Source organism: Bacillus sp. MMSF_3353 (assembly GCF_030733445.1).
GTDB classification, from domain to species: Bacteria; Bacillota; Bacilli; order Bacillales; family Bacillaceae_G; genus Bacillus_A; species Bacillus_A wiedmannii.
The window spans coordinates 27,136-53,302 of the sequence record NZ_JASHJA010000005.1 but is presented as its reverse complement, the minus strand read 5'-3'; the positions used below and the strand labels follow the sequence as shown (position 1 = coordinate 53,302).

Annotated in this window: 24 protein-coding genes; 3 read left to right on the top strand and 21 right to left on the bottom strand. The window is 33.5% G+C overall.

Annotated features, from left to right (window positions below):
- Positions 1–15 precede the first annotated feature (15 nt).
- The 3 genes from hitS to RBB48_RS13730 all read right to left on the bottom strand — a co-directional run bounded on the left by hitS (position 16) and on the right by RBB48_RS13730 (position 3,612).
- Positions 16–1,089, bottom strand: coding sequence for an envelope stress sensor histidine kinase HitS (gene hitS, locus RBB48_RS13740; protein WP_098082534.1), 1,074 nt, complete (start codon positions 1,087–1,089; stop codon positions 16–18).
- The gene (gene hitR / locus RBB48_RS13735) at positions 1,086–1,763 is read right to left on the bottom strand and encodes a response regulator transcription factor (protein WP_217993520.1); all 678 of its coding nucleotides are present in this window, start codon (positions 1,761–1,763) and stop codon (positions 1,086–1,088) included. The genes hitS and hitR overlap by 4 nt, the downstream gene beginning before the upstream one ends.
- A gap of 88 nt (positions 1,764–1,851) precedes the next feature.
- Positions 1,852–3,612 carry an ABC transporter ATP-binding protein gene (locus RBB48_RS13730; protein WP_088063067.1) on the bottom strand — a complete coding sequence of 587 codons (1,761 nt, stop codon included), beginning with the start codon at positions 3,610–3,612 and terminating at the stop codon, positions 1,852–1,854.
- A 240-nt stretch (positions 3,613–3,852) separates the two neighbouring features.
- Between RBB48_RS13730 and RBB48_RS13725 the strand changes: the two genes are divergently transcribed.
- A complete protein-coding gene (locus RBB48_RS13725) occupies positions 3,853–4,617 on the top strand; it encodes an alpha/beta fold hydrolase (RefSeq protein ID WP_088063066.1) in 765 nt (254 codons plus the stop codon).
- A 98-nt stretch (positions 4,618–4,715) separates the two neighbouring features.
- On the opposite strand, the gene entFM is transcribed toward RBB48_RS13725, so the two are convergent.
- Positions 4,716–5,996, bottom strand: coding sequence for an enterotoxin EntFM (gene entFM, locus RBB48_RS13720; RefSeq protein ID WP_000755539.1), 1,281 nt, complete (start codon positions 5,994–5,996; stop codon positions 4,716–4,718).
- Between the two features lie 699 nt (positions 5,997–6,695).
- On the opposite strand from entFM, the gene RBB48_RS13715 reads away from it, so the two are divergent.
- A complete protein-coding gene (locus RBB48_RS13715) occupies positions 6,696–6,866 on the top strand; it encodes a hypothetical protein (protein WP_048543210.1) in 171 nt (56 codons plus the stop codon).
- A 41-nt stretch (positions 6,867–6,907) separates the two neighbouring features.
- Here the strand turns inward: RBB48_RS13715 and RBB48_RS13710 are convergent, their stop codons facing one another.
- Together RBB48_RS13710 and RBB48_RS13705 are read right to left on the bottom strand one after the other, a co-directional pair.
- Positions 6,908–7,510 carry a nitroreductase family protein gene (locus tag RBB48_RS13710; protein WP_170968397.1) on the bottom strand — a complete coding sequence of 201 codons (603 nt, stop codon included), beginning with the start codon at positions 7,508–7,510 and terminating at the stop codon, positions 6,908–6,910.
- Positions 7,511–7,755: 245 nt separating this feature from the next.
- Positions 7,756–8,709: a D-alanyl-D-alanine carboxypeptidase family protein gene (locus tag RBB48_RS13705; protein ID WP_088063065.1), complete on the bottom strand. Its 954-nt coding sequence runs from the start codon at positions 8,707–8,709 to the stop codon at positions 7,756–7,758.
- A gap of 186 nt (positions 8,710–8,895) precedes the next feature.
- Here RBB48_RS13705 and RBB48_RS13700 point away from each other — a divergent pair, with 186 nt between their 5' ends.
- On the top strand, positions 8,896–9,897 hold the full coding sequence (locus RBB48_RS13700; RefSeq protein ID WP_306007769.1) for a S66 family peptidase: 1,002 nt from the start codon (positions 8,896–8,898) through the stop codon (positions 9,895–9,897).
- Positions 9,898–9,988: 91 nt separating this feature from the next.
- Here RBB48_RS13700 and RBB48_RS13695 read toward each other — a convergent pair whose 3' ends face one another.
- The 15 genes from RBB48_RS13695 to RBB48_RS13625 form a co-directional block, all read right to left on the bottom strand.
- Positions 9,989–10,435, bottom strand: a complete 447-nt coding sequence (locus RBB48_RS13695) for a DUF6376 family protein (protein ID WP_087982909.1) — start codon at positions 10,433–10,435, stop codon at positions 9,989–9,991.
- Between the two features lie 90 nt (positions 10,436–10,525).
- Complete coding sequence (locus RBB48_RS13690; RefSeq protein ID WP_087982911.1) at positions 10,526–10,747, bottom strand: hypothetical protein; 222 nt, start codon at positions 10,745–10,747, stop codon at positions 10,526–10,528.
- Positions 10,748–10,875: 128 nt separating this feature from the next.
- On the bottom strand, positions 10,876–11,442 hold the full coding sequence (locus RBB48_RS13685; protein ID WP_088063064.1) for an acyltransferase: 567 nt from the start codon (positions 11,440–11,442) through the stop codon (positions 10,876–10,878).
- A complete protein-coding gene (locus RBB48_RS13680) occupies positions 11,435–12,565 on the bottom strand; it encodes an aminotransferase class I/II-fold pyridoxal phosphate-dependent enzyme (protein WP_306007768.1) in 1,131 nt (376 codons plus the stop codon). The genes RBB48_RS13685 and RBB48_RS13680 overlap by 8 nt, the downstream gene beginning before the upstream one ends.
- Before the next feature lie 19 nt (positions 12,566–12,584).
- Positions 12,585–15,146, bottom strand: coding sequence for a glycosyltransferase (locus RBB48_RS13675; RefSeq protein ID WP_106382824.1), 2,562 nt, complete (start codon positions 15,144–15,146; stop codon positions 12,585–12,587).
- A 106-nt stretch (positions 15,147–15,252) separates the two neighbouring features.
- Positions 15,253–16,401 carry a hypothetical protein gene (locus RBB48_RS13670; protein WP_088608626.1) on the bottom strand — a complete coding sequence of 383 codons (1,149 nt, stop codon included), beginning with the start codon at positions 16,399–16,401 and terminating at the stop codon, positions 15,253–15,255.
- 162 nt (positions 16,402–16,563) lie between these two features.
- Positions 16,564–18,288 carry a thiol reductant ABC exporter subunit CydC gene (gene cydC, locus RBB48_RS13665; RefSeq protein WP_088608627.1) on the bottom strand — a complete coding sequence of 575 codons (1,725 nt, stop codon included), beginning with the start codon at positions 18,286–18,288 and terminating at the stop codon, positions 16,564–16,566.
- A 2-nt stretch (positions 18,289–18,290) separates the two neighbouring features.
- Positions 18,291–20,006 (bottom strand): thiol reductant ABC exporter subunit CydD, encoded by a 1,716-nt coding sequence (cydD, locus tag RBB48_RS13660; protein WP_306007767.1) that lies wholly within the window; start codon positions 20,004–20,006, stop codon positions 18,291–18,293.
- The gene (cydB, locus tag RBB48_RS13655) at positions 20,006–21,022 is read right to left on the bottom strand and encodes a cytochrome d ubiquinol oxidase subunit II (protein WP_000950075.1); all 1,017 of its coding nucleotides are present in this window, start codon (positions 21,020–21,022) and stop codon (positions 20,006–20,008) included. The genes cydD and cydB overlap by 1 nt, the downstream gene beginning before the upstream one ends.
- The gene (gene cydA / locus RBB48_RS13650; protein WP_306007766.1) at positions 21,009–22,412 is read right to left on the bottom strand and encodes a cytochrome ubiquinol oxidase subunit I; all 1,404 of its coding nucleotides are present in this window, start codon (positions 22,410–22,412) and stop codon (positions 21,009–21,011) included. The genes cydB and cydA overlap by 14 nt, the downstream gene beginning before the upstream one ends.
- 617 nt (positions 22,413–23,029) lie before the next feature.
- Positions 23,030–24,085, bottom strand: coding sequence for an LLM class flavin-dependent oxidoreductase (locus tag RBB48_RS13645; protein WP_087982925.1), 1,056 nt, complete (start codon positions 24,083–24,085; stop codon positions 23,030–23,032).
- An 82-nt stretch (positions 24,086–24,167) separates the two neighbouring features.
- Positions 24,168–24,611: a MarR family winged helix-turn-helix transcriptional regulator gene (locus RBB48_RS13640; protein ID WP_001205523.1), complete on the bottom strand. Its 444-nt coding sequence runs from the start codon at positions 24,609–24,611 to the stop codon at positions 24,168–24,170.
- A gap of 153 nt (positions 24,612–24,764) precedes the next feature.
- On the bottom strand, positions 24,765–25,088 hold the full coding sequence (locus RBB48_RS13635; RefSeq protein ID WP_306007765.1) for a carboxymuconolactone decarboxylase family protein: 324 nt from the start codon (positions 25,086–25,088) through the stop codon (positions 24,765–24,767).
- 1 nt (position 25,089) lies between these two features.
- Entirely contained in the window at positions 25,090–25,497 is a 408-nt protein-coding gene (locus RBB48_RS13630) for a tautomerase family protein (RefSeq protein WP_097908184.1), read from the bottom strand.
- Positions 25,498–25,539: 42 nt separating this feature from the next.
- On the bottom strand, positions 25,540–26,088 hold the full coding sequence (locus RBB48_RS13625) for a DUF4865 family protein (protein ID WP_106382822.1): 549 nt from the start codon (positions 26,086–26,088) through the stop codon (positions 25,540–25,542).
- Positions 26,089–26,167: the final 79 nt, after the last annotated feature.

Sequence of the window (26,167 nt, the reverse complement as noted above, 5' to 3'; positions counted from 1 at the left end):
GATATCCTCCTAACACTATTTCTCTTCATAATTCGGAATACACACAATAAATTCTGTTCCATTCCCTTCCTCACTCTCGACTTTTATTTCTCCTTGATGAAGGTCAAGTACCTTTTTTACAATGGCCAAGCCTAAGCCACTTCCTCCATAAGCACGATTTCGTGAAGAATCCGCTTTATAAAACCGTTCAAAAATATGTTGTTTTTGTTTTTCAGATATACCAATTCCCGAATCATGGATACGTATTTCTACGAATTTCTCATATTCTTTTAACTGAATTGTAATTGTGCCACGACTTGGCGTAAATTTAATACTATTATGAATTAAATTAATCCACACTTGACTCATACTTTCTTGATCCGCAATTATATACACTTTTTCTAAATCAAGATCTAATTCAATTTCTTTTTCAGCCCAGAGCGGTTCACTATTTAACACAGTTTGCTTTAACTGTTGATCTAATCGATAAGTCACTCTTTCTGGTGTATACTCTTCCGACTCTAAAAGAGTTAGTTTCAGTAAATTTTGGCTTAGTTTAGATAATCTCGTCGTTTCCGTTTCAATAATGGTAAGATAATGCTTTCGTTTTTCCTCGGAAAGATTGTTATCTTGTAGCGCTCTAGCAAATCCTTTTATAGATGTTAATGGTGACTGTATTTCATGAGAAACATTCGATACAAATTCCTGGCGCATTTTCTCCATCGCATTCAGTTCATCTGTCATATCATTTATACTTTTTACGAGTACACCAATTTCTCCATCATACTTTTCTTCATTTCGTATTTTTACGGAGAAGTCTCCTTTTGCAATTTTTTGTATCGGTTCAATAATAGTCCAAATCATTGCCTCTCGTTTTGGTCTCATTAATATCCCAATCAATGTCCAGATAAGAACAATAAATACAAAACCGACCATATCACTAATTAGAAAGGCCACAAACGACGATACGTTTACTTCAAAAGCATTCAATATACTAGTTGCTACATAAAATGCGATAGACCAAATTATAGTGAGAAAAGAAAAAAGCGCTAATACCGCTCCCGTTACTTTCAACATCTTCAACTTACTCATTCGTTTTCTTTTCCTCATTTACTTACCTCTAAGCGATACCCTAATCCTCTTATCGTTTTAATACTAAACTTCGACTTCTCTTCTTGAAACTTCTCACGTAGTCGATTAATATGAACGTCTAGTGTACGTTCATTCCCTTCAAAATCATATCCCCATACATCTTCAATTAACTGCTCTCTCGCACAAGTTCTTCCTGCTTTAGAACCTAAAGTAAAGAGCAATTCGAATTCTTTTAGCGGTAATGTGACTGTTTGTTCTCCGGCTGTAACTTCAAATGTTTTACGATTTAACAGTACATTCCCAATTTGAATCGATTGCGACACTGTAATTTGGTAACGTTTCAATAACGCCTTAACTCTCACTACTAGTTCTATAGGATCAAATGGTTTTACAAGATAATCATCCGTGCCAAGGTGAAATCCTTTTACTTTTTGAGACGTTTCCCCTTTAGCAGTTAGCATCAAAATCGGAATATCATAGTACTTCCTTAATTCAAAACATACATCAAATCCATCCATATTTGGCATCATGATATCAAGAACAACCATATCAACTTTTACTTCGTCTATTTTCTGAAGTGCATCTAGTCCATCAATTGCCTCATATGTTTGAAAACCTTCTCGTTCTAAAAATACAGAAACAAGTTCCCTAATGTGCGGATCATCGTCCACTATTAAAATGTTAGGTATCAAAGAAACCATTTCCTTTCTAATTCGCATCCTTTATAAAACTTTTAAAAATGAATCATTAGTGGAATAAAAACCCCACTGATGATTCATTTTATAATACGCCCTCTTTAATTTTCAATTGTTGCGTTGCAAATTCACGATACATATCATGTGTCTGTAATAATTCATCATGTGTACCGCTTCCTGTAAGATTCCCTTTTTCTATAAAGATAATTTTATCTGCATCCACAACAGTAGAAAGTCTATGTGCAATAACTAATGTTGTTCTGCCTTTCATTAAGTTATTTAACGCTTTCTGAACGACAGACTCTGATTTACTATCTAGACTGGAAGTTGCTTCATCTAACATAAGAATTTGTGGATTTCGAAGTAACGCTCGAGCAATTGCAATTCGCTGTCTTTGCCCTCCAGAAAGCTTCACACCACGCTCTCCAACTTCTGTTGCATATCCGTTTGGCAAATCATGAATAAATGCATCAACATATGCCATCGCTGCTACTTTTTCAATTTCTTCATCTGTTACTTCACCCTCAACACCGTAGCAAATATTATCACGAATTGTCCCATCAATTAACGGACTATCTTGTGAAACGTAACCAATTTGACGTCGCCATGATTGCAATGAATAACTCGTAATTGAGTCTTTTCCTAATTTAACGGCACCGCTAGTTGGCTCGTAAAAACGTTCTAATAGTGAGAATAACGTCGTTTTCCCGCTACCACTTGGTCCTACAATCGCTGTTACTTTTCCTGATTCAATTGTGAAATCAATATTCTTTAAAACTTTCTCTTCTTCGTTATACTCAAAATATACATTTTCAAGAACGATTGGCTGCTTAGCATTTGTGACTTTCACACCAGTTTCATGATCTTCTACTTCATATTCTAAAATTGTATTAATTCTTTCCGTTGCACCAATTGCCTTTTGGAATTGTGTAAAGAACATAGATAATTGACTCATCGGCATTATAATTTGAACTAAATATAAAATAAATGCTACTAGTTCTCCTGTTGTTAATGCACCGCTAGAAACTCGCATTCCACCATACCCTACGATAATAACAAGTAATGCCATTAAAACAAACGACATAACTGGTGAAATTAACGCTTGCACTTTTCCCTCTTTCAAGCCAAATTGTAATAGCTTTTCAATACCTTTATTTCCAGTTTCATATTCCTTTTTTTCTGTGTTCGAAGATTTCACTAAACGAATTTCTGATAATACTTGTGTTAATACACTAGTAAAAGAAGCCGTTTCATCTTGAAGTGCTTTTGAAATCTTATACATTTTTCGTCCAAGTGGAACTAAGATGAGTACTGATAACGGAATAACCGTTAAAAGTAAAAGTGTCATTTTCCAATCTAAAACAAATAGTACAATTAATGATCCAACAATTGAAATACCGCCTGTTAATAAATTTGACAAATGCTCAGAAATTAACGTTTTCACAACTCCTGTATCATTTGTCATACGGCTAATTGTATCGCCTGTTCTATTTTGATCATAATAAGTTACCGGTAAAATAAGCACCTTTTTCCACAAACGTTCTCTCAGTCCAGCTACAATCTTCTGTCCTATATAATTTAGTAAATATATAGACAATCCCGCGGCTATAGTTTGCATAATAAAGAATGCAATTAGCCCAACAATTTGTCCTGTACTAATTGACGAAAGTGAAAAATTATCTACTAAGCCCTTCGTTAACATCGGTATAAATAAACTTGCTCCAGTAGAAAGTAAACTCATTAATAACGCAAAAGCAAGAATCCCCTTTGGAGGATTTGTATCTTGAATAAGGCGTAAAAACTGCCTCCATCTCCCTTTTTTCTCCATCTCATTTCTAACTTCCATTTTTGTTCATCTCCTCGTGTTCAACCAAACTGTTCTTTCTAAAAGTAGAATACAATACAAATGTAAACTGAATGTAAACACACTTTTTCTGTTTTTACAAAATATACATACAAATGCATCTTTACAACAGATATAAACATCTGATATTATTACCTGGTACTTAATATTATTCTATGTGAATTATAGATAACTAATTTACAATACTGTATAAATCTCCCGTTATTGAAAGGAGTATCCTTTTTGCAAACAAATATACATTCCGAAAAGGAAACAATCATTTTTATTCATGGATTAGTCGGCAATCGTCGTGCCTTCAAAAAAGAGCATAAGCGATTTTCCGCCTCTTACAACATTATTACTTATGACTTATTAGGTCACGGCGACGATAAAGGAGAAGCTATCGAATTTTCATTACAGCGCCTCGTAGATCAACTATTGAAATTATATGAAAAAGAAGGTATTACAAAAGCTCATATTTGCGCTCTAAGTTATGGCTGTTATATCTCTACAATTTTTGCACAAATGCACCCAGAAAAAGTATTAAGCATTTGTCATATTGGTGGACATTATAATAATCCATCCCTTTTATATAACGTATTTCAAAAATTTTGGGAGAAGCGCGGAGACGAATACTCTAAATGGCTCTCTCAATATGCAAATACCATTTTTCCAAGTGGCATACTAAAGGCAAATCCGTTCGCAGTCATTTCAAGAAATATTTATTACCGTTTCGGATTGCAATTACATTCATCAATTATTTCCCAATCATTACGGCATCGTTTAGAATTCGATTTAAAATCTAAATTAAAATCACTTCCCCACCCTATATTATGGGTAATGGGTGAACATGATCATCTCTATAAATCTTGTCTTTTTGATTTAAAGTCCGTTCTTCCTAACGTTTTATATAAAGAAATACCGTTAGCAGGACATGCAGCAAACTTATTTCGTCCCAACTACTTTCATGACCTATACGCTCGATTTTTAAATGGGAAGTTACAGTAAAAACTACTACATTCCCAATTTACTCAACTATAAAAAGGCTTCCCAAGTTTCCCTGGAAAGCCTTTTCTCTATACGAAAAGTATATAAACTACTTTTTCTTAGTATGCTTTTGTGTAACCTAACATGTGCTTGCTCCAGTAAGAGTTACTTACAGAACTAATACGTACACCAGTTGCATCAGTTTCTGCACTAATGAACTGACCGTTTCCTAAGTAAACACCCATGTGAGAAGGACCTGATTTATAAGTATTTTGGAAGTATACTAAATCACCTGGTTGTGGATTGCTAGTTTTTGTTTTAGAGCTCCAGTATCCAGCAACTGTTTGACGAGCGCCTTTATGACCAGTTTGATTTAATACGTAGTGAATGAATCCACTGCAGTCAAAACCAGCAGGTGTTGTACCAGCAGTTCTGTATGGTGAACCATTTAATGATCTAGCGAATCCAGCGATTGAAGATGTATCTCCACCTGTTGTTGGTTTTTGTACGTCTTTACCTGGTTGTTGAACGTTATTTGTAACGTTATTGTTATTTGTAACGTTGTTTACTCCGCCTTTTACAAACTTAACGAAGTCTGCACTTACGTAACCTGTACGGCCGTTATGGTTAATTTTGTACCAACCATTTTCAGCGCCAGTAACGTTTAATACTTTACCTTGTGTTACGCCACCGATTACAGCGTTGTATGTAGCTGGGCCTGTACGTACTTTTAAAGCACCAGTGTTAACAACATAAGAACCACCAGTTTGAACTGTAGTAGTATTGTTGTTTGTAGTTGGTTGTTTTGTTTCGTTAGATACAGCAGAACCACCTTTTGTTACGAAGTCTTTGCTTACGTATCCAGTTCCACCATTGAAGTTGATTTTAAACCAATCTTGTACTTCTCCAACAACTTGTACTGTTTTACCTTTATTTACAGAGCCTAATACTGTATGAGATGTACTTGGGCCTGTACGTACGTTTAGTGAAGAAACGTTTACTGTGTAAGTACCAGTTCCTTGTTGAACAGTAGTTCCTGTTTTACCACCAGTCGTTACGAAGTCACCACTTACATAACCAGTTTGACCGTTTACAGTTACTTTGAACCAACCGTTTTCTTGTCCAATTACTTGTAGTACTTGACCTGATTTCACTTTAGAAATAACGTTATGTCCTGTACCAGCACCTGAACGTACATTTAATACATCAGCTGTTACCGTGTATTTTAATTCAGAAGTTGTTTCTACCTTTTTTGTTTCAGTTACAGTCGTTTGAGTTTGAGTTTGTCCATTAATTTCTTTTAGCGCCTCATTTGAAACTTGTGCCTGAGCAGAATCCATACCTGGAACTGCAACACCCACTACAGAAGCTGCTGCTAAACCTGCAATTACTTTTTTCATAAGTTGTCTTTACTTCCTTTCCCTACTATCCTCTTAAAAAAACTTATAAACTTAATACATTACAATATTATCAAAGTAAAATATTCATTAAGTTCCATTTTTTAACAAGAGTTTTATTTTTCACACAGAGTTCATTTTAAATGAATGAAGTGAATTCCGTGTGAACTTCATGTGAACTTTACCATTAAACTTATTGTTTTTGCAATGCTTTTTTCAATTCTCTTATGTATTTCATTGAAAATTCGACATTTCATTCATTATCTTAATATACATTTTCTATCCACTTTGAAAAACTCTATTCATCGAATCCAATGCAAAGAATGTATTTTCTAGTAAAGTCCCTTACATAAAGCATACTCTTATCATGACAAAAAATGCTTTTTTAATCAATAGTATAATATTTTCAGAAAACTTTTTTTGATACTATCTATCACTTATAAAAGATTTGACGATTTGTAAGATTTAACTTCAAAAATTCTGTTCTAATTTGGCGAAAACACACACACCACTTCCTATTTTTCACTAACTATGGAATTTATAGGATATTTATATTATCATATATATAGTGGTATTTTAACCAATACAAATTTTATTTACCCTACACTGAAACCTATGGAACTTTTACAGGGCGGTACATTGAATTTTGAGATGGAAGTCTTATTGCCCGCAAATAATGGGATTAAAAAAGGAGGTATATTTATGAAAAACATAATAGATGATCCTATAAATAAAAATATAGAATTGTACTCTGCTTTTTTTCAATTCGTTTCAATTATTACCTTACAAAAAATATCAACTATTGAAACACGTAAAAACGAATTAAAAGATCAGATGAAAAATTCCTATCAAAAAAATCCTTATTACTTATAAAAGGTGAACAGGTTGTATCCCTGTTCACCTTTTATCTCGCATTATTTATAAATTTTCACACGATTTTCTAAAGGTTGGTATTCTTTTTCACCTGCAGGTACCACCGGTTTACCAAACGGCATTTGCGCAGTAAGTTTCCAGCTTTCTGGAACTTCCCATTCTTTTCTCACTTCTTCATCAATTAATGGATTGTAATGCTGCAATGTAGCACCAAATCCTTCAATTTCTAAAGCTGTCCAAATTGCAAATTGTAACATTCCTGAGGATTGCTGTGACCACGTTGGGAAATTCTCTTTGTATAATGCAAAGTTTTCTTGCAGTTCTTCCACTACTTGACTGTCTTCAAAGTATAAAACCGTTCCATAACCACTTTTAAATGCATTCATTTTTTCTTCAGTAGATGCAAAGTTATTTTCAGGTACAATTTTTCGTAACGTTTCTTTCGTAATATCCCATAACTTATCATGTTGTTCTCCTAGCAAGACGACAACGCGGGCGCTCTGAGAGTTAAAAGCTGAAGGTGTATGTTTTACAGCATGATAAATCACTTCTTGAATTTTTTCATCAGAAACTACTTGCTCTTTACTAATCGCGTAAATAGATCTTCTGTCTTCAATTGCTGTGTAAAAATCTTTTGCCATCATAATTCCCTCCAATTTTCATTTGAGGCTTTTTCATATGTATACATCATGTTCCGCCTCTTAAAACTTATCATTAATAAGCTTCTAACTTTATACTATCAACAAACAATAATAAACTCAAATAATAACACTCACATTTTTTACCTTTTTACTTCCTAATACTAACAATAAAAAGGCAATTTATTGTTACCGATAATAAGTAACAACAAATTGCCTTGCTTATATGATGATCCAACTCAGTATTTCACTTAATTAACTAAGCCAAAAGCATAAGACATTAGCTTGTTCGTCTCTGTAAAACGCTGCGTTTTACCTTTCGTTCCCATTACAACAGTAATAATACGAGTATCACCTTGTTTTGCTGTACCCGTAAAACAATACCCCGCGCTATCTGTAAATCCTGTTTTTAATCCGTCTATTCCTTCTATATATAAAGCTTTATTATTTTTGTTTAACATATCATTTGTACTTATAACATTAATATTATTAAATGCTAACTGACTTTGACGTAAGTGAGTCACTTCTAATATTTCTGGATAGTCTTTTATTAGATGATACGCCAAGTTTGCTACATCAGCAGCCGTCATCTTCGTCTCACTTCCATCAGGTTCTTGTAGTCCTGATGCATTTGCGAATTTAGCATAATCCGACATTTTTAACTCCTTCGCTTTTGCATTCATAAGCTGAACGAAATCTTTCTCCGTCTTAGCCATATGTTCTGCTAAAGCTACAGCCGAATTATTTGCCGATTCAATCATTAATGCATGGTACAAATCTTTAACAGTCAATGTGTCATTCACTTGGACTGGGATTCTCGCACCCTCTGTTTGTGCCGCTTTCATACTCATTTTCACCGGATCTTCCCAGCGAACTTTCCCATTATGTACATTTTCTAATAGAAGATACGCTGTCATCATCTTAGACATGCTTGCTGGCGCAAAAGCTTCTTTTTCATTATGTTGATAAATAACTTCTCCATTATTCGCATCAATAATCATAGCTGCTTTTGCATCAATTTTCGGTGGTATGTACTTTGGTGGCACTACTTTTTCAGCTAATCCTGTTTTAGGTAGTTCTGCCACCTGTAAAGGTTGTCCCTCTATATTTGTTGCACTCTTTTGAGTTCCTTGGAATAAGAACCAACATATCCCTAAAATAATGACTACTAGGATCGTCAGCCTTCCCCATTTTAACCGCTTCATTTCAAAACTCCTTTAGCAAACCTTTTATACACTCACGTTTAACCATAACAATAATTACTTTATATCGTCAAGGTAAAAAGCATATTTATTCATCTAATACATTTATGTTACACTAATAATACCGAAATATAAGAATATTCAATGGTAATATTAGAAACTCATAATTCAATAGAAAGGATTCTTACGATGCTACTTCCAAAACCATTAAAATACGGAGACACAATCGGCATTTATTCGCCCTCTTCACCAGCAACCTACACTTCTCCTAAAAGATTTGAACGAGCGAAATCTTATTTACAACAGAAAGGATTTCACATATTAGAAGGTTCACTAACAGGTCGATATGATTATTATCGCTCCGGCAGTATACAAGAGCGTGCCGAGGAACTGAATGCTTTAATAAGGAATCCTAATGTATCTTGTATTATGTCAACAATTGGCGGTATGAATTCCAATTCCTTATTACCTTATATTGATTATGATGCTTTTCAAAATAACCCTAAAATAATGATTGGCTATTCAGATGCAACAGCTTTATTGCTAGAGATTTATGCCAAAACAGGAATCCCTACATTTTACGGTCCGGCACTCGTCCCCTCCTTTGGAGAATTTGAGCCTTTTGTAGATTATACATACAATTATTTTGTAGAAACATTACTACATGATCAATCGCTTCCTTACAACATAAAACAGCCTTTATTTTGGTCAGATGAATTTATTAATTGGGAAGTGAAAACGAAAGAAAAAGAACTTAAACCAAATAATTGGATTTCCGTAACAAATGGACAAGCTACTGGACGTATTATTGGAGGGAACTTAAATACAATAGAAGGAATTTGGGGTAGTCCTTATATGCCATGTATTCAAAATGGGGATATTTTATTTATTGAGGATAGTTCAAAAGATGCAGCTACTATTGAAAGAAGCTTTTCATTACTTAAAGTTAACGGCGTATTTGATAAAGTTTCAGGTATTATTCTTGGAAAACATGAGCAGTTTGATGATTGTGGTACAAATCGCAAACCTTATGAAATATTATTAGAAGTACTGCAAAATCAAAGAATTCCTTTATTAGCTGACTTTGATTGTTGTCATACCCATCCGATGATCACTATGCCGATAGGTGCTCAAGTGAACATGGATGCAACTAATAAAACAATACATATTTTAGAACAATGGAAGATATAAAAAAACACTTATATTATAGGAAGAAAATATTATAAACTTTTCCATTAGAAAACATAAAAAAGCTCCGTTCATCACAAACGGAGCTTTTTTATTATTGTCCTAAATTTTGAACCTTCTCTTTCAAATCACGAACTTGATCAATCGTCTGCATAAGCTCAGAGTTTTTAAATTGCTCTACATCCACTTTTCCTTCTTCTATCTTCGTCATTGCCGTATCAATTAATGTATTTAACTTTTCGTTATATCCGACGATTTGCTGATGAAGATCCTTTGCTACATCAGGTGGTGTTAATTCATTGAAAGCGGGTATATCTTGTTTAATTTCACTAAGCTTCGTTTCTAACTCTTTTCGAGCTTCGCTATCATTAACAGCCTTTTCAGCTAATGCTGGTGCATCATTTGCAAATGCACTTATTTCATTTACATAGTCTGTCGCTTTTTGAGCATAATCTATGGAGTTCTTTCCTTGCTCTACTAGTGAACATCCCATTAAACCAATTGAAACTATACATACTAATAAAATTGATTTGATTTTCATTTTAGACTCCCTTCGCCTTTATAATTGTCTGCAATTTTCTCTATGCATAACTTCTAGCTAAATTACTTATAACCTTTTTCAAATAGCTATTTACCCTCTTACATGCCCTATTATCGTTACAGCATCTATTTCTATATTTACGCTAATAATATCTTCAATTATATCCATATATCCTTGTCCTATAGCTGTTCCATAGTGTAATGTAAGCCCCTTCTTTTCATACACTGACTTTGGCACCGAAAAAATAAACCTCCTCAAGTTACTTTCATCAGCTGGTTCCATAATTAAAACAATCCCATCCTCATCAAACATATATGCTCGCCCTCCAACTTTACATTCACTATGGCTCAGTATTGCCTTTGTCAGCTAAATTTAAAACATAATAAGTTAAGATACAACTTTGCTGTATCTTAAAAATAAAAAACATTAATTCTTTTTTGTTAAGAATTAATGCTTTTTAAAAAATCATTTTCTGACTCTAGCATCTTTTTTTGACGAGGTTTTATTTTTCTTACGGGAACTCCAGCATAAATATACCAATCATCTAAACTCTCTTTTACCATACTCATCGCACCAACTGCTGTGCCTTCTCCTACAGTTACATTTGGAAAAATAATAGAATCAGCACCAATAATCGTATGCTTTTTTAAAATAACTTTTCCTGTTTTCACATTCCTATATTGATTCGGGACAGTTGGCCCCATTAATGTATTTCCACTGAAATCATCTAGTACTGCATATACGATTGTTTTAGCTGAGATATTTGCAAAGTCATACATTTCAATCCCAACTTCCCCTCCATATAACGCTGTATACGCTGATATATGCGAATAACTTCCAATTGTGATTTTACCACTTAAAATACAAAAATCATCAATTCTTACATTATTACCAACTGATATAACACCTGGATTATATATACTTGCTTTTTTACTAATCAATACATTTTCCCCAACAGATAAAAATCCAATTTTCTTTAGCTCTTCTTGACTATAAAAACTATTCATCTGCCGACACCACCTTCTGCCCTAAACAGATTACAATTTGTTCTACTATTTCTTTCGTCATTCCTTCCCATAAAGGTAAACTTACTATTCGTTTGGCTATTTTATTCGTTTCTATTAAATCTGTAGACTTATAAGTTCTAAAAAGAACTTGTTGGTGGCATGATGGTGAAAAGTATAATCTAGCTTCTATTTTCTGTTTTTTCAGTTCTTCTATTACTTGTATGTTGTGAACTTCTTCCGGACAAAGAATAGGCATAAATTGTTGAATAACTGCTTCTGTCTTTTGGAGTTTCCATCCTTTTTTCATTAATCCATTACTTTGTAACAATTGTTTATACCATTCAGAAATACGGGTGCGTTCTTTTAATTTTTGATTCCATTTTTTCATAGTCGCAATCCCAACAGCTGCCGCATATTCAGACATTTTACAATTAAACCCCATCATCGTACATTCACGATTTTTATCAAATCCGAAATTACCCATTCTTTTAATACGTTGTATATTTTCTTCCTTTTTACTATATATGAGCCCTCCTTCACCAATTCCGAACGGCTTTGTTGCATGAAAGCTATATACGATCATACCACTAAAATCCTGACCGTAATGCATACTTCCATTCATTAACCCAAATCCCGGTGCCGCATCTACGACAACCGGAATACCCTTTTTCTCTAATTCTTCATATTTTTCTAAGTCCATCCATGATCCAAAAGTTGCGTACGGGACAACAATCGCAACCTCTTCTTTTAATTCTTCAATCTTATCCCAAAGTACTGTTTTATCCATATACCAATCATCTATTGAAATATCAATAAAATAAGGTTCCAATCCACACCAAATAGCCGCTAATGGAGTCGCAGGGAATGTAAAACTAGGCATGAGGGCATATTTTCCTTTTCTTCTTTTCTTAAGTTGAATAGCGGCCATTAACCCTAATGTTGCGTTTGCCACCGTTGTAACAGCGCCCCTGTTCTGAAAAAATTCCGACATAATTGTTTCTTCAAAACGTTGATTTATAGGTCCATAATTCGTATATATGTGAGATGTATCTATTTCCTTCAATTCGTCCAAATACTCAATTACAGGTACAGTTGAAGCACGCAAAAAAGGAATATTCTCCATATCTATCTATTCCTTCCTATCATTTTCGGACAATATAGAGCGTATCTGTTTCAGATAATCCAAATTTCCTAGCACTTTTCATTCCTTTTCTTTCAGCTACGTTATATAATTCCACCTTAAACCCTGCATTCATTAATCGTTGAATGAATCCCGATTGATTATAAATTCTCACATGATCTTCTTGACCAAAAGCTAATTTTCTCAATTGTGGTGTTACAATTAATTTATTTTCTATAATAGAATCTACATTCATTACGATTGGTACTTGAATAATTCCCCATCCATTTGGCTTTAATACTCTATATAACTCTCGCATTGCTTTGTCATCGTCAAGAACGTGTTCTAATACATGGCTACATAAAATTACATCAAAAGTATTACTATCATATGTAATGCTTGTAACGTCAATTTCCTTCATTAATGGATCCTTTGGTTCTATATCCCCACATACATACGTAATATTTTTATACTCGTTAAACCAATCTCTTAACTTCTCTTCAGGTGCAATATGAAGCATAGTGTATTCTCTACTTAACAAGTCCGTTTCCATTTCAATGTACGCACGATACAACCTTTCACGATCCATTGAACTACAAACTGGGCATATCCCTGTATCTTTATTCCACATCTCAAATTTATATTTCGGAAAATCATAATGTGCTGGCCAAGGTGAAAATTTTTCAAATTGCTGATTGCAATATTGACAATAACAAGATTCTTTCTCAAACATATGAGCGACTAGCTTGTTTAACCCTTTTTTTATCTTTTCATTATAAATTTGATCTAGTTCCCCATTTCTTACCGCATCCTTAACTATAAATCCCGCATTTTCTAAACAATAAGATAAACTCTCTTTATAATCTCTCTCAGAACTTAAAAATCCACTATTATATGCATCTATAATTAATTCAATCCACTCTTCAATTGTCATTAAAATAAAATGTATTTGTTTTTGATTTTGTCCACTATGTTGTCTAAAATAACTAAGAGGTTCTTGTATATAAACTACTTTTCCTTTCCTCATCATATCTAGCCAAGTTGCAATGTCATTAATAGAAGAATAAGCCTTTCCTCTAAAATACCCAAACTTCCCTTCAAACAAATCTCGATTAAACAGAACAGTTGTCGGCTCACCAACTATATTTTTTAAATTTTTTAATATGTAATTTCCTAATTCTTTTCCTTCAAAAAGTGTAGTTTCTTTCGCAATTTTCATATTCAATGTTGAGGGTGGTAATATCTCTCCATTCTCATCAATCAGTTCACGATATGACGTCACAAATGAAATATTTTCTAACGTCAAAAAGTATTTCATCATTCTCTCGATCTTTTCATGATGAAATAAGTCATCATCTAATAAAAAGTTTATATAATCCCCGTTCGCAAGTTCTATACACTTATTAAAGTTTTCAGCAACTAACGGAGTTTCATTTTTGGCATATGTAATACACTCATATTCACGTAAATACGGTTGAATCATAGCATTAACTTCATTATTTGTACTGTCGTCAGAAATAATAATTTCAATATTTTCATATGTTTGATTCAGTGCGCTATTGAGCGCTAATTCCAAGTAATAAGGTCTATTGTAGGCGGGAATAAGTATACTTACTTTTGGTAAAGGAGAATTATTATTTATATGTTGTTTTTTCTTTTCTATGTTTATTTTCTTTCTCCTAATTTTTTGATAATAGTCTAATGTATACAATATCGATGATGGAACTATCCTTCTTGCATAATCTAGAAAATTAGTTATCGCTTTGTCTAATTCTTTTTCGTCGGATAAGAAACCATATTTTTTTCCTGCTATAATACTATGTGAAAAATCTTCTAACCCATCCATCATTTTATTAGATTCATTTAACTGTTGATCTGGATGTAATCGAAAGTAACTAAGTGTCTCTGCTATATATACTGCTTTTCCTTTACTTAATAAAGATAACCATGAAGCTATATCTACGTTACATAGATACCGCCTCTTATCAAAAATCCCATACGGTTCTTGTAAATCATTTTTACGAAATAAAACTGTTGTCGGTTCTCCGATATAATTTTTTTGATCCACAATTACCCTATTTGCTAATTCTGTTCCCTCTATAATCGTATCCTTTTCAAATAAACGGACAGTTGAATAAATATGTCGTAGTTCTTGCCCTTTATCATCAATTACTTGGCGATGAGATGTTACAAGCTTAATTTCATTATCTAGATCATTCAAAAAATACTTCATCATTTTTTCAATTTTATTCACGTGAAATATATCATCATCCATTAAAAAGTTTACATACTCACCGTTCGTTTCATTAAATAACATTAGCGCATTTTCAAATTGTCCGAGAGTTGACCTGTTTTTTATATAAATAATATTTGAATGATTACATAAGTATTTTTGTAACACCTTTTCTGTTTCGTCATTCGTACTATCATCTCCAACTATAATTTCTATATTAGGATACGTTTGTTCTAACACACTACATAATGCCTTTTCAAAGTAGCGAGGTCGATTATACGTAGGAATTAACACACTTACCAACGGAAGTTGATCTACCACCTCTACAGTTCTTTCAATATGTGTTCTCATTTTACTCTCTCACCTCTTCGCATATTATTTGTATACGCGATGCAAAAATCACATTACTTTAACTGTATGGAGCCTATATACTTTTATGCAAATATGAATCGAAATATCATACTTTTCGTTCCTGAATAAACATATTTAATAACGCGGACATTTTATTTGCACCTTTTTTATTCATATGATCACTATCATAAAAATCTTCATCACAAAATAATGGTGAATCAAATAGATCTATGATTTGAAAAGAATATTGTGCTTGAAAATCATTTATAACTTTATAAAAATCTTCTTTTAATTTCTTACTACTACAATTGAAATAATGTGAAGTAACAGGGAAGACAACAATTAGTGGCTTTATATCATTTTTTAACAGTAATTCTAAATATGTTTTAAAAATCGTTTTATTTTCAACTAAAGTATGAGGATACGACAATTTAGCATGTGAAGCTGCTCTCATTTTCCCATGTTCTTCAAAAGGAATATGAAGGGGAGTGGTATTCCATTCAGCATTTATCCAAGGTAGTATCAATGATTCATCTTTTAGTTCGTCTAATAAAATATATTCAAAATGCAAAGTAAAAATAGAAAAAAGTGGTTTCGGACTATCTAGATGTGAGAATCCATCAGTGGGTAAAGGAGAATGAACTACAGTATGATGACCATCTTGAAACAATGGATAATATACTTTGTGAATTCTATATGCTTCAGATGATAACGACATGTCAAAGTAAAAAGAGAAATAGGCTATTCCTATCAAACAATATTGAAATGAATGATCGTTTGATAGAAGTTGTGACGCTATTAAATAATCATAGTATAGATCTTGCGATGGAAGTGTTAATTTTATTGACTTTTTTGAGAGGAGCTCCGTACTTATGCCACAATGCGGATAAGACAAACCGGTAGCAAACAATTCATATGTGGGATCACTCTTTACTTTTTTCATAGACATGTATAAAAACATAAGATCCGGATTTATTTGATATATAGAAATTAATTTATTCCTCCATTCATACATGTATTTTGTTAAATTAATAATTTTTTTACTTTGCACGCCCTTGTTTATCAATTCATTTGTAAGTTTTTCTGCGTCCACTCTCCAAATGACTATATATTGAAAAGAATTTTCTATACGAACAATAGTTGAAACGTCTACAACATGAACTATTGTTTTACATTTATTTTTGTCTAATGCATTTTGAATCCTTCCCCCTGATACTTCATCACTTAAAACAATAATTTTATACTGCTCCTTCATGTATATCCCCCTCCATTATATGTATAATATGAAATTCATTTTTCATTCATAATGATCATATACATCTGCAATCCAACATTAAAAAAGAATAGAATATTCATTTCAAAACAAAAATAGCTCCACCATTTGGCGTAGCTATTTTACAATTATTACTTATTCAAACTATATTCCTTTATCTAACTCATACAGCTTTCGATACTTCTCGTTTTCTTTCAGAAGTTGTTCATGACTGCCTTGCATCACAATTTGACCACGATCAAGGAATATAACTTCATCTACATGTTCAATTCCTACAAGGTGGTGTGTAATCCAAATAACAGTCTTTTCTTCTGTTGCAGAAAACATTGTTTCTATTAAAGATAGTTCTGTCTTTGGATCTAAGCCGATCGTAGGTTCATCAAGTACAATAATTGGAGCCTCTTGCATTAGCGTTCTAGCAAAAGCAACCCGTTGTCTTTCTCCACCAGAAAACCTTTTTCCCATTTCATGCATTTTTGTTTGCAATCCATCTGGAAGAGAAGCTATATGCGAAGCTAATTGTGCTTTCTCTAAAGCTGTCCATATCTCTTCATCCGTAGCCTCTGGTTTACCGATTCGCACATTATTTCCAATTGTCGTATCGAATAAATGCGGCTTTTGATTCAATACAGAAATATATTTTGATAAAAGATTCGTATGAGCATGTTCACTATTCAATAAAACTTCACCATGTAACGGGCTTAGCGCACCTGCTAACAATTTTAACAAAGTAGATTTTCCTGTTCCACTTCTTCCTAAAATGGCGATTTTCTTTCCTGCCTTTATTTGCAGTGATACTTCTTTCAATACAAATTCATTACTATCTGGGTAACTATACGATACATTATTTAATTCAATGTCTATATATTTTGATGCAACATAATCTTTATCCTCATGTAATTCCTTTTCATCCTGTAAAACATCATTAGCTTCTACTTTATTTAGACGATGAGCAGATTCTACATATGATGGAATTCGATCGATAGCATCTGAAAGTGGAATTAACGCATTTGTCACAGATAACGTCATTAAGACGAAAGCCGCAATAACGGTAGATGCAATCTGTTCACTTGCTGCCTCATTTCCAGTCCATATGATCATTGAAATAACTACGATTCCCACTACTAATTGAATGATACTGTCCCGAATATGATTCCAGCGCTTCATTCTTTTTTCCGTTTTTAACAACTGAGCATTTTGCTCTACATACTTATCAATGAATTCATCTTTTCTACCACTTGCTTGCCAATCAGATAACCCAAAAACAGCGTCTGTTAGTTGTTGATACAAACGGCTTCTTCCTTGCTTTAAAGTAACATGATGTTGCTTCATTAAAAGTAATGATACAAACGGAAGAAGAAAAACGATAATAGCCAACATACATGCTGCAATAAGTGCAAATACTACGTCAAATGCTCCGATAACAAGTACGAATATGCTATATACAACTAACGCTAATAGACTAGGAAATATTGTACGTAAATATAGGTTTTGCAAATGCTCTATATCTTCGGATAATATACCTAACATATCGCCCGTTTGAAATCGTGAGCGGAAAAATAACGCCTGCGGTTCTACTATTCTGTATAGTTTCGTTCTCATCTTTTCTAATATGCGTAGTACGACATCGTGTCCAACTAAACGCTCTAAATAATGAAATACCGCTTGTCCTATACTAAACGCACGTGTTGCAACAATAGGAACATATACAGCCATTACATTTTCTGGTCTAAGAGCAGATTTAGAGATTAAATAACCTGAAATGAAAAGTAACATCGCACCTGAACTAACTCCAAGAAGACCAAGGAAAATAGTTACAGTCATTCTACCTTTATTTTGCTGTATATAAGGTTTAATCCAGTTACTCATCTCTATCCCCTCTCTTTCCTTTGAAAATGTAATGCCTCATTCTTTAAAAGTTCTTCATACGTGCCGCTTTTTATCATTTCCCCTTTATTTAAAATAAGAATATGATCCATCTGTTTCATCCAGTGAAGACGATGTGTTGCAAGAAATACTAGCTTACCTTCAAACAGACGTAACATCGCTTGCTTTATTTCAAATTCAGTTTCAATATCAAGATGTGCTGTAGGCTCGTCTAATAAAATAATTGGCTTTTTGCTTAAAAGTGCACGCGCCATAGCGACACGTTGTTCTTGCCCGCCACTAAGCATACGTCCACCTTCTCCAATTCTTTCATACATCCCGTTCGGAAGCGATGTAACGAGTGAACGAAGACCAACTTCATTAATAACTCTTTCCACTTCTGCATCAGTTGTATTTGTTTCATAGAAACAAATGTTATCTTTTAATGAAAGCGGGAAAATATAAGGTTGCTGCGGAATATAAGCAATATTCTTTTGCCAATCTTCTCGAGTAGACCCGTCAATTTTCACACCATTTATTATCAGCTTTCCACCCGAAGAAGTTAAAAATCCTGCTAATACGTCAATTAACGTCGATTTCCCTGCCCCACTTTCACCAATTACACCTATAGCGCCGGTGCCTTTCCAAGTAAAATCAATTCCTTCTAATATAGCTTTTTCAGATTCATTATTCTTTACTTTTACATCTTGTAATTTCAAGTTACTAGAGGCATTCCATATTAAACCTACATTAGATTCTTTCGTTCCTATTTCTTTTTGTTGCTGTAAAATCTCTTCTATTTGCTCCATTGCAAGTTGTCCATCTAACGTAGCATGATAATTCGCTCCAACTTGTTTAATTGGCAGAAAATATTCCGGAGCTAAAATTAAAATCGTAAGGGCTGGCAATAGTACAATTGTCCCATCTATTAAACGTATCCCTAATCCGACCGCCACAAATGCAATGGATAAGCTCGTAAAGAAATCTAATGCAAAAGAAGAAAGAAAAGCAACTCGCAAAGTACGCATCGTTGCTTTTCTATACCTTTTACTTACTTTTTCAATCTTTCCTTCGTGTTGTTTACTTTTCCCTAAATACTTTAATGTTTCTAATCCTTTTAACGTATCTACAAAATGATTAGAAAGTACTCGATATGTTTCATATTGACTATCTGCCATTTTCTGCGCTGCTAATCCTAGTAGGATCATAAATGTAATTACGATAGGAATCGTTACAACTAAAATGATTCCAGACTCAATATCTAACGTAAAAACATATAGTACAATTAGTCCCGGTACGATACTACTTCTAATCATTTTAGGAATTGTTAATTCAATATATGTTTTAAATTTCTCAATACCTTCAATCGATAAGGTAACCAGATGACCTGTTCCAGCAGTTTGAACATACCGTGGACCTAATGTGAAATACGCCTCTATTAATTGTTTTCGCAGTAGCGATCCTGTTTTTTCAGCGAAACGTTCCACTAATATTTGCGAAATTCGAACTAGCATATGACGTACTGCAAACGTGATTCCAAAATAAACCGTTTCATTTAACACAGATTGCACTGTTTCTCCTTGAAATAAAAACGTAATAGCCCGTGCTAAAAACACTGTTTGCCCAATAATACTTATAGCTTCTAAAATGCTAATGATTGTTAACACTACATATAAAACTCGGCTACCAGGATACGACGGAAGTCCTCTTTTTCTTTTCATTAGTACTCCAAATCTTTATCTGACTTAACAGGTTGTCTAAACACATAGAAACTCCATATTTGACTTCCCAAAACAAATGGCAATATAGCAATTGAAAAATACGTCATCAGTTTTAGTGCATAATCTCCCGATGCTGCATTATAAATCGTTAAATCGTATATTGACCCTAACGAGCTAATTAAGACACGTGGGAACATGCCGGCAAACACACTCGCACTTAGTAAAATGATTGTTAAACTCGTCATAACGAAAGCCCAACCATCTCTTCTTCTTTTATTTAATAATGTTGACGCACATAATGCTACAAAAGCTCCAATCGGAACCATAATCCACTCTGTACCATGACCAGTGAAAATATCTGTTTTCCATAACCCTACACCGGCAAAAATAAGAAGTGCTATAATTGCAAGCGGTGCAATTTTCAACGCAGCAATACGTGCACGTTCTCTTAACTTACCAGTTGTACGTATAGTAAGGAATTGCAATCCGTGAACAATACATAGCAGAAGGAACATAACTCCTCCAAGTAATGCAAATGGATGAAGTAATGGTAAGAATCCACCTACAGCATTTTTCGTTTCATCAATTGGAATACCTACCATAAAGTTAGCAATTGCAACTCCCCAAAGAACAGGCGGTAGTAAACTTCCTAAAAACATACCCCAATCCCAAAAACCTTTCCATTTATGATTGTCTATTTTCGCACGGAATTTAAAGGAAACCCCTCTTATAATTAAAGCAAGAAGCATAAATACAAACGGAATGTAAAACCCGCTAAATAAAGTTGCATACCAGTGCGGGAATGCTGCGAACATAGCCCCACCTGCACAAACAAGCCATACTTCATTCGCGTGCCAAAATGGGCCAATTGTATTTAAGTAAATTCTTTTCTCTAAATCGTTTTCCCCTAAAAACCTTGAAACTATACCTACACCGAAATCGAAACCTTCAAGTACAAAGAAGCCTACGAATAAAACTGCAATAATGATAAACCACAACTCATTAAGAGATAACATACTCTTCCTCCTTATCAAATGGATCATGGCTTTGAGAATTCTGTTTCGCTTTCTTATTCTCATGTCCTTTAATAATACGAACGAATAAGTAAATAGTGATTCCACCTATAATTAAATATAGTGATGTGAATGAAACTAAAGAGAATAATACTTCTCCGAACGTAACATTTGGAGATACAGCATCTTCCGTTTTCATAACACCGAAAACTACCCAAGGCTGACGTCCCATTTCAGTCATAATCCATCCTACTGTATTACCGATAAACGGTAGTGCAATTGCATACACCATTAATTTTAAATACCAAGTTTTTTCAGCTAAACGATCTTTTCTTGATAAGAACCATCCGTATGCTCCTAGAAGAAGCATAAATGTTCCACTCATTACCATCGCTCTAAAACTCCAGAACATAGTGTGTACTGGCGGTATATAATCTCCAGGCCCATATTTTTCTTCATATTGTTTTTGAATTTGATTCATCCCTTCTACTTGACCACTAAATTTATCAAATGATAATAGACTTAGCATATAAGGGATTTGAATTTCAAACGAATTTTCTTGCTTCTCTGCATCAATTTTCGCAAATACTGTAAATGGCGCTGGATCCTCACTCGTATTCCATAACGCTTCAGCTGCTGCCATTTTCATTGGATGCGTCTTAATTAATTGTTGTGCTTGCGCATGACCAAAGAATAATACTAACGCCGTTGTAAGTGTTCCAACAATGATAGAAATGCGGAACGACTTTTTAAACACTTCAGTTTCTTGAGCTTTCGTTATTTTCCATGCACTCACACCTGCAATAAAGAATGCACCAGTTGCAATCGCAGCTGTAATTGTATGCGGGAATTGTACCCATAATTGTGGGTTTTGAATAATCGCTAAGAAATCATTCATCTGTGCACGTCCATCTGCTGCCATTTCATATCCTACTGGCGATTGCATAAATGCACTTGCAGTTAAAATCCAAAATGCTGATAACATTGTTCCAATTGAAAGGAGCCAAATACATAACAAGTGAATTCGCTTCGGTAATTTGTCCTCACCGAATACCCATAAACCTAGGAATGTAGACTCTATGAAAAATGCTAATAAGCCTTCAATTGCAAGTGATGGACCAAACACATCACCTACGAAACGTGAATATGTTGACCAGTTCATGCCAAACTGGAATTCTTGTAAAATACCAGTTACTACACCTACCGCAAAGTTAACTAGGAATATTTGTGTCCAAAACTTAGTCATCTTCTTATAAATTTCTTGTCCCTTTACCACGTATAACGTTTGCATTAACGCAATGATAAAAGCTAAACCAATAGACAGCGGAACAAAAAAGTAATGGAAAATCGTTGTTGATGCGAATTGTATTCGTGCCAATTCGAGCGTTTCCATACTACAATCACTTCCTTCATAATTTTTTATATCGTAATTTCAATTGAGTTGTATGAATAAAACAACTCAAATCTTAGAAATATAGAAAGATAAATTTGTTTATGTACTTTTAGAAAATATAATTTTTCAGTTTTCAAGATAATTACAAAAGAACTTTCTCATAAAATTTACCTTTTCACTATTTCAGTAGTGTTTTATCCGTTAATCGAATTGTATAATATACCTGCATAGTAAATTCAGCTGATTTTTGACGTATTATTGACATCATTTTGTCTGAAATATGTCTTTTGTCATTTTTTTGAATTAGATTTTTCTCATTACTAAAATGTATTTTTTTAATATAAGACTTACTCTCATATCAATAAATAAATCATTTTTCTCTACATACGCTTGACTTATTCACGAAAAAATGTCCTCTTTACCAATGAAGAAATCAGTTGCTTTTTTGTCAAGAGAAAAATACATTCCTAAAATTCAAACACGAAATAATGTTATTCAAAAATAGAAAATCCCTTCCCTCTTTCTAGACTAAAAATTTATTTTTTTGCCATTTTTTCAAACTAAATTAATACATAAAAAAATACCGAGAATCGATTAGACTCTCGGTATTTTTTAAATTATTTCGCTGTATGTTTTCTAACAGCCGGTAAAATTTCAGTAGCAATTAATTCGATATTTTTCTCAATTTTATTAAGTGGCACACCACCAAAATCAATTTGTGCCATAAAACGTTGTTGTCCAAACAATTCATATTGGTAAAGCATTTTTTCAATAATTTGTTGCGGGCTACCAACCATTAATGCGTCACGATAATCTACTGCATTTGTAAATTGTTGCTTCGGATACCCACCACCACGCAGTGTAAGCATGCCAGCATTAATATGAGGATAGTATTCACTAAACGCATCTTGTGAATTTTTTGCTGTATAAAATAAACTCGTTGTTGCAACTGGCAAACTTGCTGGATTAAATCCACTTTGCGCCGCAGCCTCACGATAAGCATCTACTGATCCTTTAAAGTTAATAGCTGGACCACCTAGTGTTGTTATCATCATTGGTACACCCGCACGTCCTGCTTTAATCGCACTAGCTGGTGGGCCACCAACTGCACGCCAAATTGGTAAGTTATTATTTTTAGCTCTCGGAATAACCGATGCATGTGCAAGCGGCGCTCTGAACTGTCCGTTCCATGTTACATGTTCCTCTTTATTAATTTTTAATAAAAGTTCCATCTTCTCTTCAAATAGCTCTTCATAATCATTCACGTCATAACCAAGTAAACTATATCCCCCAATACGAGATCCACGACCAGCCACGATTTCTGCACGTCCATTAGAAATTAAGTCAATTGTAGCAAAATCCTCATACACTCGTACCGGATCAGATGTACTTACTATCGTTGCTGAACTTGCAATTTTTATATTTTTCGTAGCTTGTGCAATAGCTCCTAAAATAACTGTATGAGCTTGCGTTGTAAAATGCGTTTGATGACTTTCACCGACAGCAAATACATCAAGTCCAGATTCATCCGCTAACTTTGCTGTTTCAATTAATTCATGAATTCTTTGTTCTGCACTAATTTTCTCTCCGTTATGTGGATTTAAAACATGATCCCCAATTGAATATAATCCAAACTCTATTCCTTTACTTGTATCCATACGGTATTTTTCCATAGTTGCTCTCTCCTTTAATTCAGTCGTATTCATTTTCTTCAATCACCCATCACTTGATTAGTCAATTGATAGTGAAAAAAAATTACTCTTGCGGCAATTCTTTTTTTTCACTATGCTTATGAACTTTCGTCATCAGCTCGTATAATATTTTCTGCTCTTCTTCATTTAATACATCATCAAAAAACGATGATTGAAATGCAAGTTGCTCTGGCAACGCTCTCTCTAAAGCTGCTTCCCCTTGCTCTGTAAGACTAATTGTTTTCGTTTTCCAATCTTGTTTTCGTACAATATATCCTTCTTTTTCAAGACGAGTTAACATTCGAGAAATACCGCCTTGTGTAACAGTTACCTTTTCAGCTAACTCCATTTGTGTGAGTGGCTGATACGTACGTATTTGCAAAAGCACATCAAATTGAGCTGTCGTTAAATCAAACCGTTTTAAAAACTCATTTGACATCTGATTACTTTGGTTCGTAAATCGTATTAAACGTAACCATATTAATGACCCTATCGTATTATCACGCATGTTTGATCACTTCCTATCGTGAATCTTACTATCACTTTACTACGCAAGTGATAAAAAAGCAAGAGAAAAAGTGAAAAATATCTCATTAGAGTATTGCATAAATAACGATAAGAAAGAATTCATATTTAAATGAATTCTTTCTTATCGTTATTCTTAATCTTCCATTTCATTCATTGCTATATTTAAAGCTGCTACAGCTTTGGGCCAACCAACATAAAAAGCCATATGTGTTATTAATGCGATCATTTCATTTTCTCCAATTCCATTTTGTTTGGCCAGTCGCAAATGAAATGGTAATTGTTCTGTATGACCAAGACTGATTAATACCGACACTGTACATAAACTTCTTTCTCTTAATGTTAAAGTGTCATCCCGCCACACTTCCTCAAACAATATCTCTTCACTATAATGAGCAAATGCAGGTGCCATTTCTTTCATTCTCTCTTGAATACAATATTTAATTGATTCATTCATCATTTCACTCTCCCTTCACTTTTACCAATTGTGCCAATCCTTGACCAAATGACCAATTTTCAGCAGATGTCTCATTTAGCGTAATAAAAATATCTGCACTTTTTATACTAGAACATTCAGAAATCTTCGAGGATATCGACTGATACAGATCACTTTTCTGTTTTATCGTTCTTTCCGGTCCGCATGTAATAGAAACATAAATCATATTCTCTGTTCTCTTTTCTCCTCCTTCCAACAAATAATATGGATTATATAAAAAGTGATTTTGCGAGTAAGATAAAAACAGTTGAAAATAATCATTTTTAGGGATGTTAAAATGTTCAATTAATGAAAGATGAATACATTCACCTATCTTTTTCAACTCTTCTTTATTTAATTTATTTTCATGATAATAAACGTTCACAAAAGGCATACATTTTCATTCCTTTTCCTTAATTTAACATTCAACAAATTTTCATCGTGAAATGTGTAAAATCTCATATACTGTAACATCTTTATTCGTTACCATATCAGGCTTTTCATTGTAAAATCTGAATTGACTATATCCCCATTTATCTGGATTATAAACTATTACATTTCCTAAACACTTTTCTATATTTTGTATATTTTCATTTATAGTTTTTAATTGAGTCTCCCTCAGTGAATTACTTTGAGAAATACTCCCTACATGTTCAACAACATATTTACTTTTCTTAAAGTCATCACTTAGATTAACAACTAATGGAACACCTATATTTATTTGTTGCCACCCAAACGATTGTAAAATATTATCGTAATACCCTTCAAATATAAATGTATTCATTCCTTCATGACCATTCCAAATATATAACGGTGCATAACAGTTATAGAAATTCCCATCCTTACCTGCCTCAGTAATTAAATATGCTTTGAAATTCAATTCTTGAAAACCATCAGTTTTATATCCATTATCCTTTACCCTTTTTTTAATAATCTCCATGTCATAATCCTTTGGCAAAATAACCTTATATTGCATTCCAATCATGTTTATCACTCACTTTCTATCTTATATACACAATGATAAACCGATGATTGACTAACGTAAAATAGGTATAAATTATGTT

Bases quoted from the DNA above. Each gene is read 5' to 3' on its own strand.
- RBB48_RS13670 (WP_088608626.1), bottom strand. From the start codon at position 16,401: ATGAAGGAGCAGTATAAAATTATTGTTTTAAGTGATGAAGTATCAGGG.
- RBB48_RS13630 (WP_097908184.1), bottom strand. From the start codon at position 25,497: ATGCCTTTTGTGAACGTTTATTATCATGAAAATAAATTAAATAAAGAA.
- RBB48_RS13700 (WP_306007769.1), top strand. From the start codon at position 8,896: ATGCTACTTCCAAAACCATTAAAATACGGAGACACAATCGGCATTTAT.
- RBB48_RS13695 (WP_087982909.1), bottom strand. From the start codon at position 10,435: ATGAAAATCAAATCAATTTTATTAGTATGTATAGTTTCAATTGGTTTA.
- cydA (WP_306007766.1), bottom strand. From the start codon at position 22,412: ATGGAAACGCTCGAATTGGCACGAATACAATTCGCATCAACAACGATT.
- entFM (WP_000755539.1), bottom strand. From the start codon at position 5,996: ATGAAAAAAGTAATTGCAGGTTTAGCAGCAGCTTCTGTAGTGGGTGTT.
- RBB48_RS13675 (WP_106382824.1), bottom strand. From the start codon at position 15,146: ATGAGAACACATATTGAAAGAACTGTAGAGGTGGTAGATCAACTTCCG.
- RBB48_RS13730 (WP_088063067.1), bottom strand. From the start codon at position 3,612: ATGGAAGTTAGAAATGAGATGGAGAAAAAAGGGAGATGGAGGCAGTTT.
- RBB48_RS13645 (WP_087982925.1), bottom strand. From the start codon at position 24,085: ATGGAAAAATACCGTATGGATACAAGTAAAGGAATAGAGTTTGGATTA.
- cydD (WP_306007767.1), bottom strand. From the start codon at position 20,006: ATGAAAAGAAAAAGAGGACTTCCGTCGTATCCTGGTAGCCGAGTTTTA.
- RBB48_RS13625 (WP_106382822.1), bottom strand. From the start codon at position 26,088: ATGATTGGAATGCAATATAAGGTTATTTTGCCAAAGGATTATGACATG.
- hitS (WP_098082534.1), bottom strand. From the start codon at position 1,089: ATGAGGAAAAGAAAACGAATGAGTAAGTTGAAGATGTTGAAAGTAACG.
- RBB48_RS13685 (WP_088063064.1), bottom strand. From the start codon at position 11,442: ATGAATAGTTTTTATAGTCAAGAAGAGCTAAAGAAAATTGGATTTTTA.
- RBB48_RS13710 (WP_170968397.1), bottom strand. From the start codon at position 7,510: ATGATGGCAAAAGATTTTTACACAGCAATTGAAGACAGAAGATCTATT.
- cydB (WP_000950075.1), bottom strand. From the start codon at position 21,022: ATGTTATCTCTTAATGAGTTGTGGTTTATCATTATTGCAGTTTTATTC.
- RBB48_RS13705 (WP_088063065.1), bottom strand. From the start codon at position 8,709: ATGAAGCGGTTAAAATGGGGAAGGCTGACGATCCTAGTAGTCATTATT.
- cydC (WP_088608627.1), bottom strand. From the start codon at position 18,288: ATGAGTAACTGGATTAAACCTTATATACAGCAAAATAAAGGTAGAATG.
- RBB48_RS13640 (WP_001205523.1), bottom strand. From the start codon at position 24,611: ATGCGTGATAATACGATAGGGTCATTAATATGGTTACGTTTAATACGA.
- RBB48_RS13715 (WP_048543210.1), top strand. From the start codon at position 6,696: ATGAAAAACATAATAGATGATCCTATAAATAAAAATATAGAATTGTAC.
- RBB48_RS13680 (WP_306007768.1), bottom strand. From the start codon at position 12,565: ATGGAGAATATTCCTTTTTTGCGTGCTTCAACTGTACCTGTAATTGAG.
- RBB48_RS13635 (WP_306007765.1), bottom strand. From the start codon at position 25,088: ATGATGAATGAATCAATTAAATATTGTATTCAAGAGAGAATGAAAGAA.
- RBB48_RS13690 (WP_087982911.1), bottom strand. From the start codon at position 10,747: ATGTTTGATGAGGATGGGATTGTTTTAATTATGGAACCAGCTGATGAA.